Here is a 15,616-nt window from a genome sequence, read left to right as displayed (position 1 = left end):
CGACAAGTTGGGCTGCTTGGCAGCCCATCGCAACACAAGGCTGCTCCTGCAACGGGAGCGGCCATATGCCTTGCTGCGATTGGCCTCATAACCAAATCATAGAAATCAAATTGCCATTATTCAGGAAGGGCTAACTACCTCTTCCTATACTGCCTCTGGACAGTCTGCCAAGGGTTGTACCGCAGACGAGTGAAAACTCGACCAAGAGGCACGCAATGGAATGGCTGGGTCTGCAACTGTTCGCCGATCTTCCGGCAACCGGACGAATCGTCATCGATTGTCGCCATGAACCCTTCCTGGTACTGCTCGCCTATACCGTGGCCTGCGCGGGGTGCTTTGCGACCCTGGACATGGCCGAGCGCCAGTCCCATAGCGAACAGGCCACGGCGCAACGCCAATGGCGCATGCTCGGCGCCTGCTGCCTCGCCGGCGGTATCTGGGCCATGCACTTCATCAGCATGCTGGCCTTTCAGGCCCCGCTCGAAGTTCACTACGATGTGTCGCTGACCGTGCTGTCGCTGCTCATTGCCCTGATCGTCGCCTGGGTGGGCATGAACAGCATCAACCGTAGGCACATGCGCCCGTATCATTATCTGAAGCGTGCAGTACTCATCGCAGCCGGCATCATCTTCATGCATTTTGTCGGCATGGCCGCCCTCGAAACCGGCGCTCAACAGTACTACCAGACCGGGCTGCTACTGACCTCCATGGCCATCGCCCTGCTCACCAGCCTCGCAGCGCTGCTGCTGGCGCGGCGCTTTCGCAACGGTAGCGGCACCTTGCACCAGGCCCTGAAGTACGGCGCTAGCCTGCTGATGGCCGGCGGCATCGTCGCGACCCACTTCACGGCCATGTCGGCCATGACCTTGGTCATCCCCGCCGACACTGCGCTGCGTCTGCCGTCAGCCGACAACAGCCTGCAACTGGGGCTGACCATTGCATTCATCACGCTGCTGATCAGTGGTGCCAGCATCAGTGCGGCCTTGGCCGACAAGAAGCTGCAAAGCAAGGAGCACGACCTGCGCCGGGTCAGCATGTTGCTCAACCAACTGGACCAGGCGCGAGCCTCGCTGCAACAGGCCGCGCACTACGACGCCCTGACCAATCTGATCAACCGCCGCGGCTTCAATCAAGTGTTCGCCGAGCGCCTCGCCGAACAGAACGCCGATGACAACCGCCTGGCGGTGATGTTTCTCGACATCGACCATTTCAAACGCATCAATGACAGCCTTGGCCATGCTGCCGGCGACGAACTGCTCAAAGTGATCGCCAACCACATCAAGGCAGCCACCCGCAGCCAGGACCTGGTGGCGCGCTTTGGTGGCGACGAGTTCTGCGTGGTCACCAGCCTCAACAACCGTGATGAAGCACGCCACCTGGCGCAGCGCATCATGCAGCGAATGAAGGACCCCATCGACCTGGGTGGCCGGCGCATGGTCATGACCACCAGTATCGGTATCAGCATTTTCCCCGACGATGGCAACACCGCCGAAGAGTTGCTCAAGCACGCCGACCTTGCCCTGTACCAGTCCAAGGGCAACGGGCGCAACAGCCTGACCTTCTTCAACGACAGCCTTAAAACCCGGGCCACGCTTGCCCTGCAACTGGAAGAGGAACTGCGCATCGCGCTGCTGGAAGAACGCGGGCTGTGCGTGCATTACCAACCGATCTTCGACCTGCACAATGGCCAGGTGGCCAAGCTCGAAGCCCTGGTGCGCTGGCAGCACCCACAACACGGCCTGCTCGGGCCCGACCGTTTCATCGGCATCGCCGAAGCCAATGGTTTGATCATCGACCTCGACCTGTGGGTGCTGCGCCACGCCTGTGCCGACCTGGCGCAACTGCACCGCCACGGTTATGGCGACCTCAAGGTCACGGTGAACTGCTCGGCAGTCACGCTCAGTCACGATGAACTGGCCAGCGAGGTGGAGAAAGCGTTGTTTCACTCAGCCCTGGCGCCCCGCCACCTGGAGCTGGAAATCACCGAAAACGCATTGATGGGGGACATCCAGCGCACTGTCAGCCTGCTCAAGCGCGTGTGCGCCCAGGGCGTGGCCCTGTCGATCGATGACTTCGGTACCGGTTACTCGTCGCTGGCCTACCTCAAACGCTTGCCGCTGGACATCCTGAAGATCGACAGAACCTTCCTGCAGGATGTGCCAGGCAGCCAGAAAGACCGCGAGATCGTCCAGGCCATCATCGTCATGGCCCACACCCTGCACCTGCAGGTGGTCAGCGAGGGCGTCGAAACCGTCGAACAGCTGGAATTCCTCGAAACCCACGGCTGCGACTACCTGCAGGGCTACTTGCTCAGCCGCCCGGTGCCGCTGGGCGAATTGCGGCCGATCCTGGAGCGGCTGCAACGGCGCAATGGCCTGCTCAGCCCTTACTGCGATACAGCGCTACCAGGGTCGCCGGATCTTTTTGCAGATAGCCCTGGCTACCGTGCAGGCGCATCAATTGCGCGGCGAGGCCACTGAGCGGTGTCGCAGAGCCTTGCTCGCGAGAGAATTTGACTGCGCTGTCGAGGTCTTTGAGTAACGTCCGCACATGCCACTTGATCGGCTCGAAACGGCTCTCGGCCATTTGCGGGGCAAGGATCTGCAGCGGTTTCGAATCGGCAAAGCCGCCCGCCAAGGCCTCGGCGATCAGTGTCGCGTCCACGCCTGACTGCTCGGCCAATGCCACCACTTCGGCGATCACCAGGGCATTGCAGGCCACGATCATCTGGTTGCAGGCCTTGGTCACCTGGCCGGCGCCAACGGCGCCCATGTGCGTCACTCGCTGGCCAAGGACCTGCAGTACGGGGAGTGCACGCTGCAGGTCGGCGGCCTCGCCACCGACCATGATGGCCAAGGTGCCGGCCTCGGCGCCCGGCGTGCCACCGGACACCGGGGCATCCAGCCAAGCCATGCCAGACAAGGCAGCGAGCGCAGCGGCCATCTCCCGGGTGGCGGTCGGTTCGAGGCTCGAAAAATCGATCAGTAACTGGCCACTGCGCCCACCCTGCGCGATGCCTTGCTCACCGAACACCACTTCGCGCACCACCGCCGTATCGGCCAGGCACAGCAGCACCATGTCGCTGTCGCGGCACAACTCGGCCGGGGTTGCCGCCAGTCGCGCGCCAGCTGCTACCAGCTCGGCGCATTTGTCGGGGCTGCGGTTCCACACCGTCAGCGGGTAACCGGCAGCCAGCAGGCGCCGACACATGGGCAAGCCCATCAGGCCGATTCCGGCGAAGGCTAGCGAAGGTAGTTGTGAGCTCATGAACGACTCCTGGCACATTTTGTTATTTTCAAGGCGCGCAGCGGCCCCATTACGCATCCCGTAAACTGTTACCGCCACGCCGAATTGTTACTTACCTCCACCCATCTGATCGCCCCCAAGCACCAGATTGAGGCGGCTGCGCATTTTCACGCACCAAAAACGATCGCGTTCACTCAGCGCGCTTCACCTGAATCACGATAAACGGTGAAACCACCACCGCCCAGATCTCTGGATCGCGGTTTTGCAGGTCCAGCGCCTGCTCGGCAGTCACCGGGCCAACAGCGCCATCACTACGCCACTTGGCGAAGATCTCGCCGCGATTCTCGGCCATCGCTTCGGCAACGGCGATCAGGTCCAGGCTGGGGTCGACCCAAATCAGGTCACCCTTTGCCCAGAAGCGCTCCAGCGCTTTCCACTCGATGATTGCCGTCTCGCCAATCAATTTGGCATAGAGGGTGCTTGTTTGATCAGTCATGGGTTGCTACCCGCAAAAATCGGCCAATAAAAAAGGCCACTATTTTTGCAGAAAAACCCGGTTTCAAATACGTAATTTGGTCGATCGGCCCCGAACTTGTGGGGTTGGGCCGCAGGTACAGGCAAATTGATGGCGCTTTTCTGTATCTTTGTGTCGATCAAGCGACAACCCAGGAACCAGGTACTTTTTGACCGCTTTTCAAGCGCTCGAACAGCGCTCTACACTGTACCGGTACAGTTCCGGGACATGTTCCGGGGGAAGGTGGGCATGCAGTATGGCGTGGCCATACCGCAATTCCCGCCCGGTCTGTAGCCCTGGCCGCCAGGACTATAAGAATTACAACAGAATGAGTGGAGCACTATGATCAAGATTTCCAAGCTGTTCGCCGCAATGGTTCTGGCAGGGGTAGCCAGCCATTCGTTTGCCGCCGATACCATCAAGATCGGGATCGCGGGGCCTAAGACCGGCCCTGTCACCCAGTACGGCGACATGCAGTTCATCGGCGCCAAGCAAGCCATCAAAGACATCAACGCCAAGGGCGGCGTCGATGGCAAGATGCTCGAAGCCAAGGAATACGACGACGCCTGCGACCCTAAACAGGCCGTGGCAGTCGCCAACAAAGTGGTCAACGACGGCGTCAAGTTCGTCATCGGCCACCTGTGCTCCAGCTCTACCCAGCCTGCGTCCGACATCTACGAAGACGAAGGCGTGATCATGATCACCCCCGCCGCCACCAGCCCGGAAATCACCGCCCGTGGCTACAAGCTGATCTTCCGCACCATCGGCCTGGACAGCGCCCAAGGCCCTGCGGCCGGCAACTACATCGCCGACCACGTCAAGCCGAAGGTCGTTGCAGTGCTGCACGACAAGCAGCAGTACGGTGAAGGCATCGCCACCGCCGTCAAGCAGACCCTGGAAGGCAAAGGCACCAAGGTTGCCGTCTTCGAAGGCCTGAACGCCGGTGACAAGGACTTCTCCTCGATCATCCAGAAGCTCAAGCAAAACAACGTCGACTTCGTCTACTACGGCGGCTACCACCCAGAGCTGGGCCTGATCCTGCGCCAGGCTCAGGAAAAAGGCCTGAAAGCCAAGTTCATGGGCCCAGAAGGTGTAGGCAACGACTCGATCTCGCAGATCGCCCAGAACGCCTCCGAAGGCCTGCTGGTCACCCTGCCGAAGTCGTTCGACGCCGACCCTGAGAACAAGGCCATCGTCGATGCCATCAAGGCTGACGGCAAGGACCCGAGCGGTCCGTTCGTGTTCCCGGCTTACTCCGCCGTGGAGTTGATCGCCAAAGGCATCGAGGCCGCCAAGTCCGAAGACACCGACAAGGTGGCAGCCGCCATCCACGCCGGCTCCTTCAAGACCCCTACCGGCACGCTGTCGTACGACGAAAAAGGCGACCTCAAAGACTTCAAGTTCGTGGTCTACGAATGGCACTTCGGCAAGCCGAAGACCGAAGTCTCCCCTCAGTAACTGCGTGACTAAATAGCTGACCGTAAAAGCCCACTGTGCGAGCAGTGGGCTTTGTTTTACGAGGTTCATGGCCGTGATTCCCGCGATCCGGGAGCCGGCCACCTGAAAATCTTAAAACCGTCACTCGCGGTTTCCTGGCCTACCCCCGCCAGCGAAATGCAAATCAGGTTTTTAGGAGCGCTGTAATGCCTGAGATCTACCATTTCTTCCAACAACTGGTTAATGGATTGACCATCGGCAGCACCTATGCCTTGATCGCCATCGGCTACACGATGGTGTACGGCATCATTGGCATGATCAACTTCGCCCACGGCGAGGTGTACATGATCGGTTCCTACGTGGCCTTCATCGCCCTGGCGGGCCTGGCCATGATGGGTATCCATTCGCTGCCGATCCTGATGACCGTCGCCTTCGTCGCGACGATCTTCGTCACCAGTGCCTATGGCTACAGCATCGAACGGGTTGCCTACCGCCCCCTGCGCAACAGCAACCGTCTGATCCCGCTGATTTCCGCCATCGGCATGTCGATTTTCCTGCAGAACACGGTCTTGCTCTCGCAGGACTCCAAGGACAAATCCATCCCCAACCTGATCCCCGGGAGCTTCTCCTTCGGGCCGGGCGGCGCTGAAGAGGTACTGATCAGCTACATGCAGATCCTGGTGTTCGTCGTCACCCTGGTGGCCATGACCCTGCTCACCCTGTTCATCTCCCGTTCCCGTCTGGGCCGCGCCTGCCGCGCCTGCGCCGAGGACATCAAGATGGCCAACCTGCTGGGCATCAACACCAACAACATCATCGCCCTCACCTTCGTCATCGGTGCCGCACTGGCAGCGGTAGCGGCCGTGCTGCTGAGCATGCAGTACGGGGTGATCAACCCCAACGCCGGCTTCCTGGTGGGCCTCAAAGCCTTCACCGCAGCGGTGCTGGGTGGCATCGGCAGCATTCCGGGCGCCATGCTCGGTGGGCTGGTGCTGGGTGTGGCCGAGGCCTTCGGCGCCGATATCTTCGGCGACCAGTACAAGGACGTAGTGGCATTCGGTCTCTTGGTGCTTGTCCTGCTGTTCCGGCCGACCGGCATCCTGGGCCGCCCGGAGGTTGAAAAAGTATGAACAAAAATCTCAAACAGGCGTTCTTCAGCGCCTTGCTGGTATGGGCCGTGGCCTTCCCGGTACTGGGCCTAAAACTGAGCATCGACGGCATCAGCCTGGTGGTGCACAGCCAGGGCTCGTTCACCATCAGCATCATCGCCGTGTGCTCGGTGCTGATGTTCCTGCGCGTGCTGTTCGACAAGCAGTGGAGCTCGGTCATGAGCCGCCGCTCGGACCGCAAGCTGATCTCGCCGGCCGTGAGCAACTACCTGACCCTGCCCAAGACTCAGCGCTGGATCATCATCGGGCTGATCCTGGTCGCGCTGGTGTGGCCGTTCTTCGGTTCGCGCGGTGCGGTCGACATTGCCACGCTGATCCTGATCTACGTGTTGCTGGGCCTGGGCCTGAACATCGTGGTCGGCCTGGCAGGCCTGCTCGACCTGGGTTATGTGGGCTTCTATGCCGTGGGCGCGTACAGCTACGCAATGCTCTCGCACTACCTGGGCTGGAGCTTCTGGGTCTGCCTGCCGATCGCCGGCCTGATGGCCGCCACCTTCGGCTTCCTGCTCGGCTTTCCGGTGCTGCGCCTGCGCGGTGACTACCTGGCGATCGTGACCCTCGGCTTCGGCGAGATCATCCGCCTGTTCCTGCGTAACCTCACCGACTGGACCGGCGGCCCCAACGGCATCAGCAACATCCCCAAGCCCGAGCTTTTCGGCCTGACCTTCGAACGCCGTGCGGCCGAGGGGATGCAGACCTTCCATGAGTTCTTCGGGTTGGCGTACAACTCGATCAACAAGGTCATCTTCCTCTACCTGGTGGCCCTGCTGCTGGCCCTGCTGGCGCTGTTCGTCATCAACCGCCTGCTGCGCATGCCCATCGGCCGTGCCTGGGAAGCCTTGCGTGAAGACGAGATCGCCTGCCGCGCACTGGGCCTGAACCCCACTGTGATCAAGCTCTCGGCATTCACCCTGGGTGCCTGCTTCGCCGGTTTCGCCGGCAGCTTCTTCGCTGCCCGGCAAGGCCTGGTGACACCGGAGTCGTTCACCTTCATCGAGTCGGCGATCATCCTCGCCATCGTCGTGCTCGGTGGCATGGGTTCACAACTGGGCGTGATTCTCGCGGCCATCGTGATGATCCTGCTGCCCGAGCTGATGCGTGAGTTCAGCGAATACCGGATGCTGATGTTCGGTGCGCTGATGGTGTTGATGATGATCTGGCGTCCGCAAGGCCTGCTGCCTATGCAACGTCCACACATGGAGCTGCGTCGATGAGCCGCGAAATTCTGCAAGTCAGCGGCCTGAGCATGCGCTTCGGCGGCTTGTTGGCGGTCAATGGCGTGGCCCTGACCGTCAAGGAAAAACAGGTGGTGGCGCTGATCGGCCCGAACGGCGCAGGCAAGACCACGGTGTTCAACTGCCTCACCGGGTTCTACAAACCCAGCGGTGGCACCATCCTGCTCGATGGCCAGCCGATCCAGGGCCTGGCCGGCCACCAGATCGCCCGCAAGGGCGTGGTGCGGACCTTCCAGAACGTGCGCCTGTTCAAGGAAATGACCGCGCTGGAGAACCTGCTGATCGCCCAGCACCGGCACTTGAACACCAACTTCTTCGCCGGCCTGTTCAAGACCCCGAGCTTCCGCCGCAGCGAGAAGGAGGCCATGGAGCGCGCGCAGTACTGGCTGGAGAAGGTCAACCTGACCGAGTTTGCCAACCGTACCGCCGGCACCCTCGCCTACGGCCAGCAACGCCGCCTGGAAATCGCCCGCTGCATGATGACCCAGCCACGGATCATCATGCTCGACGAACCAGCAGCAGGCCTTAACCCGAAAGAGACCGAAGACCTCAAGGCACTGATCGCCTATCTGCGCGAGTCACACAACGTCACCGTGCTGCTGATCGAGCACGACATGAAGCTGGTGATGAGCATTTCCGACCATATCGTGGTGATCAACCAGGGCACCCCCCTGGCAGATGGCACGCCGGAGCAGATTCGCGACAATCCTGAAGTGATCAAGGCTTACCTGGGGGAAGCGTAAATGCTGAAGTTCGAGAACGTTTCCACCTTCTACGGCAAGATCCAGGCGCTACACAGCGTCAACGTGGAGATCAACCAGGGCGAGATCGTCACCTTGATCGGTGCCAACGGCGCGGGCAAATCAACACTGCTGATGACCTTGTGCGGCTCGCCGCAGGCCCATAGCGGCAGCATCAAGTACCTGGGCGAAGAGCTGGTCGGCCAGACCTCTTCGCACATCATGCGCAAGAGTATCGCCGTGGTCCCGGAAGGGCGCCGTGTGTTCGCCCGCCTGACGGTGGAAGAAAACCTCGCCATGGGCGGTTTCTTCACCGACAAGGGCGACTACCAGGAGCAGCTGGACAAAGTCCTGCAGCTGTTCCCGCGCCTGAAGGAGCGTTACATCCAGCGTGGCGGCACCATGTCCGGTGGCGAGCAGCAGATGCTCGCCATTGGCCGGGCGCTGATGAGCAAACCCAAGCTGCTGCTGCTCGACGAGCCATCGCTGGGCCTGGCACCCATCATCATCCAACAGATCTTCGACATCATCGAACAGTTGCGCCGTGACGGCGTGACCGTGTTCCTGGTGGAACAGAACGCCAACCAGGCGCTGAAGATCGCCGACCGTGCCTATGTCCTGGAAAACGGGCGGGTGGTGATGCAAGGAACGGGTGAGTCACTGCTGAGTGACCCCAAGGTGCGTGACGCGTACCTGGGGGGTTGATGAACAAAGGGCCTTCGGGCCCTTTTTTCTGCCTGTTGGGTTCATGTGGCCTGAGTCGGATACCGACAATGCTTGTGATCCCCGTGCACCCTGCGTAACGTGGCCTGCTTTCAGGAACATCGCCGGAGCCCGCCCCATGCGCCTCACCCCTACCCTGCTGCTCACCGCCCTGCTGCCCCTGTTCGCCGGTTGCCAACTGATGGCTGACACCCCAAGCGACCCGAACATCGGCACCACGCGCATGCAGGGCGAACTGAGCGCCGCCGGTGGCCAGTTGCTGTTCAAGCCCTGCAATGAAAGCCGCCGTTTCGTGATCAACGACGTCGCTGGCACCGGGGTCCTGCAGGAAGCCGCCAACCTCGCCAAGGATGCCGGCGACAAGCTGTTCGCCGATGTGCGCGGGCGCCTTACCGGCAGCAAGCAGGCCACCAACGACGGCCAGCTCGAAGTGCGCCGGCTGTACCGCCTGGAGCCCTCGACCCGCGCCTGCGAAGACCCCAACTTCAAGCAACTGACCCTGCGCGCCAATGGCCACGAACCTGACTGGGACATCAAGGCCAGCGGCAAGGGCATGGTCGTCAGCCGGGTTGGCCAAGCGCCGCTGCCCCTGCCGTTTCTGGAAGAGGAAGTGCCAGGTGGTGGCCTGACCCTGACCAGCGAGGCCAACGGCCAGCACGTGGAGCTTTGGGTCGCACCGCAACGCTGCGTGGACGTCGCCACCGGGGCGGTGCGCCACCTGCGCGCCGAGCTGCGCATCGACGGCAAGACCCTGCAAGGCTGCGGTTACTACGGCGGTGCGCGCGACAACTGATCACCGGACGCTTTTATCCTGCCAGTCGGGGCGGCGAACAGCTTATACTTGGCGGTTTGTGTAAAGCCGCCGGCCGCCCATGGCCGGGATACTGGACCCTGCCATGCTACGAATCACCGAACTGAAGCTGCCCCTGGACCATCCCGACGAAGCCCTGCGCGAAGCCATCGTCCAGCGCCTGGGCATCAACGATGAGCAATTGCTCAGCTTCAACCTGTTCAAGCGCAGCTACGACGCACGCAAGAAAAACAGCGAACTGCTGTTCATCTACACCATCGACCTCGAAGCCAGCAACGAGGCCGAGCTGCTTCGCAAGTTCGAAGACGATCGCAACATCGGCGTAGCCCCCGACGTCACCTACAAGTACGTGGGCCACGCCCCCGCCGAGCTCGCACAGCGCCCGATCGTGGTCGGCTTTGGCCCTTGCGGCATCTTTGCCGGATTGCTGCTGGCGCAGATGGGCTTCAAGCCGATCATCCTCGAACGCGGCAAGGAAGTACGCCAGCGCACCAAGGACACCTGGGGCCTGTGGCGCAAGAGCGTGCTCAACCCCGAATCCAACGTGCAGTTCGGCGAAGGCGGCGCCGGGACCTTCTCCGACGGCAAACTGTACAGCCAGATCAAGGACCCGCTGCACCACGGCCGCAAGGTGCTGGAAGAGTTCGTCAAGGCCGGCGCGCCGGATGAGATCCTCTACATCAACAAACCGCACATCGGCACCTTCCGCCTGACCGGCATGGTCGAGCAGATGCGCCAGGACATCATCGCCCTGGGCGGTGAAGTGCGTTTCGAGCAGAAAGTCACCGACCTGCTGACCGATAACGGCCAGCTGACCGGCGTGGTGCTGGCAAGCGGCGAGCAGCTGCAGTCACGCCATGTGGTTCTGGCCCTGGGGCACAGTGCCCGCGACACCTTCCGCATGCTGCATGCCAAGGGCGTATTCATGGAGGCCAAGCCGTTCTCGGTCGGTTTCCGTATCGAACACCCGCAAACGCTGATCGACAAGGCCCGTCTGGGTAAGTATGCCGGCCACCCGAAACTGGGCGCTGCCGACTACAAACTGGTGTATCACGCCAAGAACGGCCGTTCGGTCTACAGTTTCTGCATGTGCCCAGGCGGCACCGTGGTCGCCGCCACCAGCGAGCCTGGCCGCGTCGTGACCAACGGCATGAGCCAGTATTCGCGTAACGAACGCAATGCCAACTCCGGCATCGTCGTCGGTATCGACCCCGAGCGCGACTACCCGGGCGGCCCGCTGGCCGGCATCGAGCTGCAGGAACGCCTGGAGGCGCACGCCTATGTACTGGGTGGCAGCAACTACCAGGCCCCGGCGCAGTTGGTCGGTGACTTCGTAGCCGGCAGGCCGTCCACTGCCCTGGGCAGTGTCGAGCCTTCGTACAAGCCAGGCGTGACCCTGGGTGACCTGGCGCCCAGCTTGCCGGATTTCGCCATCGAGGCGATCCGCGAAGCGTTGCCGGCATTCGATCGGCAGATCAAGGGCTACAACCTGCATGACGCGGTATTGACCGGTATCGAGACGCGTACCTCTTCGCCGCTGCGCATTACCCGTGGCGAGGACTACCAGAGCCTGAACATGAGGGGGTTGTTCCCGGCGGGTGAAGGCGCAGGCTACGCGGGCGGTATCCTGTCGGCAGGCGTCGATGGCATTCGCATTGCCGAGGCGGTAGCGCGGGACATGCTCGGGCTGTAAGGCAGCAAGTTTCATGCGCCCCTGCGCGGGCAAGCCTGCGCAGGGAGCATGACCATCGCCAGAAAAGTCTGCGCGAATAATCAGATTTCCCCTACCTCACCATTCCTCAGCTGCGTCTAGGCTTCCCACAGCCAAGGCGGCAATACGATATAACAAAAACGAATATAGTTTTTGTTCTAAAGCATATCGCCACAAGCTAGGGTGTACGCCCGTTCCGTAATCAACCTCTCATGGAGAGCCCATAGCCCGTGCGTAGCCTCTTCACCCGATTCTTTCAGCTCGAAGCCGCCAGCGGCCTGCTGCTGATCGCTGCGGCCATCCTTGCTCTGGTCATCAACAACTCACCTTTGTCCTACCTGTACAACGGCCTGCTGGACGTCCCGGTCGCCGTCAAGGTTGGCGCACTGGAGATCGCCAAGCCTTTGTTGCTGTGGATCAACGACGGCCTCATGGCGCTGTTCTTCCTACTCATCGGCCTGGAGGTCAAGCGCGAGGTGGTCGACGGCCAGCTGTCGAAGCCCTCGCAGGTCATCCTGCCCGCTACCGCCGCAGTGGGTGGCATGGTGGTACCGGCACTGGTCTACTGGTTCATCAACCGCGACAACCCTGCAGCTGTCGCCGGCTGGGCCATCCCCACCGCCACCGATATCGCCTTTGCCCTTGGCGTGCTGGCATTGCTGGGCAAGCGTGTCCCGGCGTCGCTCAAGCTGTTCCTGATGACCCTCGCGATCATCGATGACCTGGGTGCAATCATTGTCATTGCCCTGTTCTACTCGGGTACCTTGTCCAGCGTGTCACTTATGCTGGCAGCGGCCTGCCTGGTAGCGCTGATAGCCATGAACCGGCTTGGCGTAATCAAGCTCGGGCCTTACCTGATCGTCGGCCTGGTGCTTTGGGTATGCGTGCTCAAGAGCGGTGTCCACGCCACGTTGGCGGGCGTCGCCCTGGCGCTGTGCATTCCACTGCGCACACGCAATGCGGAAAGCTCGCCGCTGCTGTCGCTGGAACACGCCCTGCACCCTTGGGTGGCCTATGCCATTCTGCCGCTGTTCGCGTTCGCCAACGCCGGTGTCTCGTTGGCCGGCATGACGTTAGAAAGCTTCACCCACCCGGTACCGCTGGGTATCGCTGTCGGCTTGCTGGCGGGCAAGACCGTGGGGGTGTTCGGCCTGACCTGGCTTGCGATCAAGCTTCGCCTGGCGGCGTTGCCTACGGGTGCAAGCTGGGGGCAGTTGCTGGGGGTGGCGATACTCTGCGGCATCGGCTTCACCATGAGCCTGTTCGTAGGTTCCCTGGCCTTCGTGCCAGGCAGCAGTGACTATGCGGGCATGGACCGTATGGGCATTCTCACCGGCTCGTTCATCGCTGCGGTCGTCGGCTATGCCGTTACCGCCATGGCCAGCCGCGCCCCCCGCACGCACTAAAGTAGAAGCGGCATAAAAAAACCCCGACTGGCGTGGCCAGATCGGGGTTTTGCGTTTTTGCGCTACAGCCGGTGCAAGGCTCAGTGCGAGACGCGGCTGGTACCGTCGACGGTCATGATGCGAACACGTTCGCCAACCCGGAAAATCTCGTTTTCCTGAACGGCCTGCACATAGGCACGCATGCTGCCATCGTCTTCACGCACGGTGATTTCCACACCCTGGGTACGGGTGATGCCTTCTTCGGCGGCAGAACCTGCCAGGCCACCGGCAACCGCACCAATCACTGCCGCGACGATGCTGCCACGGCCACCCCCGACTGCACTGCCGGCAACGCCGCCGACAATCGCACCCGCGCCACCGCCGATCGGGGTCTTGGTGCCTTCGATCTTGACCGGACGCAAGGATTCGATGGTCCCCATGCGTACGGTCTGCACGCGACGGGCCTCATCACGGGAGTAGCTATCGCCGGTCAGGCTCGAGGCACAGCCCCCCAGCAACAGCGACATGGTGGTGAAGGTCGCCACCAGCAAAGCGGATTTACGCATGGGTAAAGTCTCCATAAGTCATCGGTGTTCATTAGACGCTGCACATTGACGGCTGTCACGGCACAGACGTAATAAAATTGTTTTCATTCAGCCTGGGTACAGCCTACCTGGACTGTATCGTGGGCCTTTCAAGTGAGACCAAGGATAGCCATGGATTACTTCATCGTCGTGGTCACGACTGTCGCAGGGCTGTACTTCCATGGGTGGTTGTATGTGCGGATGCGCCGCTGGATGGACCGCGACCTGGCGCTGTCGCTGGCCGGGGAGGATGTGCGCAAGCGTGAGTACATGCTGCGGCGGCTGGAGCAGGCGCGGGTGCAGAAGGTCAGGCGCAAGGCGCTGGCGGAGTGGTTGGCGCGTGAGGCGGCGGCTTATCAGGGGTAGCGTTGCAATCTTGGGGCTGCTGCGCAGCCCCAAGGATTTCAAGGCGCCAACCGCTCCCGCAGCCATTGCCCATCGACCAGACGATAGTTCATCCGGTCATGCAAGCGGCTGGTACGCCCCTGCCAGAACTCGACCCGCTCAGGCAACAGGCGATACCCGCCCCAATGCTCCGGGCAGTGCGGCTGAGTGTCGGAGAACCGTGCTTCGGTCGCCTTCACCAACGCTTCCAACGTTTCACGGCCACTGATGACCTGGCTCTGAGGCGAGGCCCAGGCTCCCAGGCGGCTGCCCAGAGGGCGCACCTGGTAGTAGTCATCCGACTCCTTGGCCGTGACCTTTTCAACCCGCCCTTCGATGCGCACCTGGCGCTCCAACGCTGGCCAGAAGAACGTCATGGCGGCGAAAGGGTTAGCCTGCAACTGCTGGCCCTTGGCGCTTTCGTAGTTGGTAAAGAAGGTAAAGCCACGCTCATCGAGCCCCTTGAGCAGCAGTACGCGGCAATGGGGGCGACCCTCGCCATCGACCGTGGCTAGGGTCAAGGCGTTGGCTTCGACCGGGGGTTGCTCGGTTTTCACCGCATCGGCGAACCACTGGTGGAACAAAGCGAACGGCTCACCCGGGGCCTGGGCTTCAGCCAGGCCATCACGGGTGTAGTCGCGGCGCATATCGGCCAGGGATTGGGTCATGGCTGCGTTTCCTTGACGATCAGTTGGTCTTCGCAGGGCTGTTGGCGGCTACTTTTTTGTCAACGGTCGCCTTCTTGGCGGCGGGCTTGACCGGTGCGGCCTTCTTCTTGGCAACAGTCTTGGCAGGTGCCTTGGCCTTGGCGACAGGCTTTTTCGCGGCAGGTTTGGTAGCGCCCTTGGCGGCGGGCTTGCTGGTGGCAGCCTTGGCGGCAGGCGCCTTGGCATCCTGAACAGCAACCATCGAAGCTGGGGTAGGTGCCGGCGTGGCCTGTTGGTACTTGGCCAACAGCGCGACCATGGTGTTCTGCGGCGTCAGCAGCATTTCCACACGGCGGTTCAAGGCACGGCCTTCGGCGCTGTCGTTGGCGGCACGCGGCATGACCGAACCCATACCCTTGAGGATCAGGCGATCACGCTGCAGGCCACTGAGGCGGAAGATCGCCGACACCGAAGCGGCGCGCTCCAGGCTGAGCTTCTGGTTGACAGCCGCAGCACCGCTGCTGTCGGCATGGCCCAATACCAGCACCGCGGTCTTGGCATCGCCCTCGACGCTCTTGGCTACACGGGTGATCGGCCCCAGGGTCATCGGCAGCAGCATGTTCGGGCGGTCAGGGTTGTACGAACTGTCCACCGGGATGGTCACCGCCAGGACATTGTCACGGCGCTCCAGCTCCAGTTTGCTGTCCTTGATGGCTTCACGCAGCTTGGGCTCGTATTCGTCCAGCCAGGCTTGGGTAGCCTTCTGGTCGATCTTCGGCACGACCGGCCCTTTGGCCTGCTTGTCGTCACCGCCGAATGGCCACCACCAGCGGCTAGCGCTTTCCGACTTGGCATCGGCCTTGGCCACTTTTTCGGTGACGGCTTCCTTCACTTCCTGCTCGGCAACCTGGTCCGAACCAAAAGGCCACCAGCTGGAGCCACTGCCCTTCGCGGCGTCCGGGGAGTGACTGGCGCAGCCGGTAACGGCGGTCAGACACAGGGCGAGTGCTAAGGTTTTATGTGAAGACAT

General features: G+C 61.8%; 15 protein-coding genes. 10 read left to right on the top strand and 5 right to left on the bottom strand.

Annotation, left to right across the window (positions count from 1 at the left end):
• Window positions 1-215: 215 nt before the first annotated feature.
• On the top strand, window positions 216-2,480 hold the full coding sequence (locus tag HU766_RS11810) for an EAL domain-containing protein (RefSeq protein WP_047583679.1): 2,265 nt from the start codon (window positions 216-218) through the stop codon (window positions 2,478-2,480).
• Here the strand turns inward: HU766_RS11810 and HU766_RS11805 are convergent.
• Together HU766_RS11805 and HU766_RS11800 are read right to left on the bottom strand one after the other, a co-directional pair.
• Window positions 2,380-3,267: an NAD(P)-dependent oxidoreductase gene (locus tag HU766_RS11805; protein ID WP_186656866.1), complete on the bottom strand. Its 888-nt coding sequence runs from the start codon at window positions 3,265-3,267 to the stop codon at window positions 2,380-2,382. The genes HU766_RS11810 and HU766_RS11805 overlap by 101 nt on opposite strands.
• Window positions 3,268-3,436: 169 nt before the next feature.
• Window positions 3,437-3,742, bottom strand: coding sequence for a DUF2288 domain-containing protein (locus HU766_RS11800; protein WP_033702624.1), 306 nt, complete (start codon window positions 3,740-3,742; stop codon window positions 3,437-3,439).
• 360 nt (window positions 3,743-4,102) lie between these two features.
• On the opposite strand from HU766_RS11800, the gene HU766_RS11795 reads away from it, so the two are divergent.
• The 8 genes from HU766_RS11795 (at window position 4,103) to nhaA (ending at window position 12,992) form a co-directional block, all read left to right on the top strand.
• Entirely contained in the window at window positions 4,103-5,218 is a 1,116-nt protein-coding gene (locus HU766_RS11795; protein ID WP_012313074.1) for a branched-chain amino acid ABC transporter substrate-binding protein, read from the top strand.
• Between the two features lie 185 nt (window positions 5,219-5,403).
• The gene (gene livH, locus HU766_RS11790) at window positions 5,404-6,327 is read left to right on the top strand and encodes a high-affinity branched-chain amino acid ABC transporter permease LivH (protein ID WP_008097482.1); all 924 of its coding nucleotides are present in this window, start codon (window positions 5,404-5,406) and stop codon (window positions 6,325-6,327) included.
• A complete protein-coding gene (locus HU766_RS11785) occupies window positions 6,324-7,580 on the top strand; it encodes a high-affinity branched-chain amino acid ABC transporter permease LivM (RefSeq protein ID WP_033702627.1) in 1,257 nt (418 codons plus the stop codon). Before livH ends, HU766_RS11785 begins: the two co-directional genes overlap by 4 nt.
• The gene (gene livG, locus HU766_RS11780; RefSeq protein ID WP_033702628.1) at window positions 7,577-8,344 is read left to right on the top strand and encodes a high-affinity branched-chain amino acid ABC transporter ATP-binding protein LivG; all 768 of its coding nucleotides are present in this window, start codon (window positions 7,577-7,579) and stop codon (window positions 8,342-8,344) included. The genes HU766_RS11785 and livG overlap by 4 nt, the downstream gene beginning before the upstream one ends.
• Complete coding sequence (locus HU766_RS11775) at window positions 8,345-9,046, top strand: ABC transporter ATP-binding protein (protein ID WP_033702629.1); 702 nt, start codon at window positions 8,345-8,347, stop codon at window positions 9,044-9,046.
• Between the two features lie 136 nt (window positions 9,047-9,182).
• The gene (locus tag HU766_RS11770) at window positions 9,183-9,857 is read left to right on the top strand and encodes a membrane protein (RefSeq protein ID WP_033702630.1); all 675 of its coding nucleotides are present in this window, start codon (window positions 9,183-9,185) and stop codon (window positions 9,855-9,857) included.
• A 103-nt stretch (window positions 9,858-9,960) separates the two neighbouring features.
• Window positions 9,961-11,568 (top strand): NAD(P)/FAD-dependent oxidoreductase, encoded by a 1,608-nt coding sequence (locus tag HU766_RS11765; RefSeq protein ID WP_033702631.1) that lies wholly within the window; start codon window positions 9,961-9,963, stop codon window positions 11,566-11,568.
• A gap of 248 nt (window positions 11,569-11,816) precedes the next feature.
• The gene (nhaA, locus tag HU766_RS11760; RefSeq protein WP_186656864.1) at window positions 11,817-12,992 is read left to right on the top strand and encodes a Na+/H+ antiporter NhaA; all 1,176 of its coding nucleotides are present in this window, start codon (window positions 11,817-11,819) and stop codon (window positions 12,990-12,992) included.
• An 80-nt stretch (window positions 12,993-13,072) separates the two neighbouring features.
• On the opposite strand, the gene HU766_RS11755 is transcribed toward nhaA, so the two are convergent.
• Entirely contained in the window at window positions 13,073-13,537 is a 465-nt protein-coding gene (locus HU766_RS11755) for a glycine zipper 2TM domain-containing protein (protein WP_033702633.1), read from the bottom strand.
• A 150-nt stretch (window positions 13,538-13,687) separates the two neighbouring features.
• On the opposite strand from HU766_RS11755, the gene HU766_RS11750 reads away from it, so the two are divergent.
• The gene (locus tag HU766_RS11750; RefSeq protein ID WP_033702634.1) at window positions 13,688-13,921 is read left to right on the top strand and encodes a hypothetical protein; all 234 of its coding nucleotides are present in this window, start codon (window positions 13,688-13,690) and stop codon (window positions 13,919-13,921) included.
• A gap of 38 nt (window positions 13,922-13,959) precedes the next feature.
• On the opposite strand, the gene pdxH is transcribed toward HU766_RS11750, so the two are convergent.
• Both pdxH and HU766_RS11740 read right to left on the bottom strand, forming a co-directional pair.
• Complete coding sequence (gene pdxH / locus HU766_RS11745; protein ID WP_033702635.1) at window positions 13,960-14,607, bottom strand: pyridoxamine 5'-phosphate oxidase; 648 nt, start codon at window positions 14,605-14,607, stop codon at window positions 13,960-13,962.
• A 19-nt stretch (window positions 14,608-14,626) separates the two neighbouring features.
• Window positions 14,627-15,616, bottom strand: coding sequence for an OmpA family protein (locus HU766_RS11740; RefSeq protein ID WP_186656861.1), 990 nt, complete (start codon window positions 15,614-15,616; stop codon window positions 14,627-14,629).

Source organism: Pseudomonas sp. SWRI77, from assembly GCF_014269105.1.
Lineage (GTDB): Bacteria > Pseudomonadota > Gammaproteobacteria > Pseudomonadales > Pseudomonadaceae > Aquipseudomonas > Aquipseudomonas capeferrum.
Note: the sequence above shows the minus strand (reverse complement) of the source record. Positions and strands in the feature narration are given on the sequence as shown.

Excerpts from the sequence above, each read along its gene's own strand:
- HU766_RS11810 (WP_047583679.1), top strand. The coding sequence starts at position 216 with ATGGAATGGCTGGGTCTGCAACTGTTCGCCGATCTTCCGGCAACCGGA.
- HU766_RS11805 (WP_186656866.1), bottom strand. The coding sequence starts at position 3,267 with ATGAGCTCACAACTACCTTCGCTAGCCTTCGCCGGAATCGGCCTGATG.
- HU766_RS11800 (WP_033702624.1), bottom strand. The coding sequence starts at position 3,742 with ATGACTGATCAAACAAGCACCCTCTATGCCAAATTGATTGGCGAGACG.
- HU766_RS11795 (WP_012313074.1), top strand. The coding sequence starts at position 4,103 with ATGATCAAGATTTCCAAGCTGTTCGCCGCAATGGTTCTGGCAGGGGTA.
- livH (WP_008097482.1), top strand. The coding sequence starts at position 5,404 with ATGCCTGAGATCTACCATTTCTTCCAACAACTGGTTAATGGATTGACC.
- HU766_RS11785 (WP_033702627.1), top strand. The coding sequence starts at position 6,324 with ATGAACAAAAATCTCAAACAGGCGTTCTTCAGCGCCTTGCTGGTATGG.
- livG (WP_033702628.1), top strand. The coding sequence starts at position 7,577 with ATGAGCCGCGAAATTCTGCAAGTCAGCGGCCTGAGCATGCGCTTCGGC.
- HU766_RS11775 (WP_033702629.1), top strand. The coding sequence starts at position 8,345 with ATGCTGAAGTTCGAGAACGTTTCCACCTTCTACGGCAAGATCCAGGCG.
- HU766_RS11770 (WP_033702630.1), top strand. The coding sequence starts at position 9,183 with ATGCGCCTCACCCCTACCCTGCTGCTCACCGCCCTGCTGCCCCTGTTC.
- HU766_RS11765 (WP_033702631.1), top strand. The coding sequence starts at position 9,961 with ATGCTACGAATCACCGAACTGAAGCTGCCCCTGGACCATCCCGACGAA.
- HU766_RS11755 (WP_033702633.1), bottom strand. The coding sequence starts at position 13,537 with ATGCGTAAATCCGCTTTGCTGGTGGCGACCTTCACCACCATGTCGCTG.
- HU766_RS11750 (WP_033702634.1), top strand. The coding sequence starts at position 13,688 with ATGGATTACTTCATCGTCGTGGTCACGACTGTCGCAGGGCTGTACTTC.
- pdxH (WP_033702635.1), bottom strand. The coding sequence starts at position 14,607 with ATGACCCAATCCCTGGCCGATATGCGCCGCGACTACACCCGTGATGGC.
- HU766_RS11740 (WP_186656861.1), bottom strand. The coding sequence starts at position 15,616 with ATGTCTTCACATAAAACCTTAGCACTCGCCCTGTGTCTGACCGCCGTT.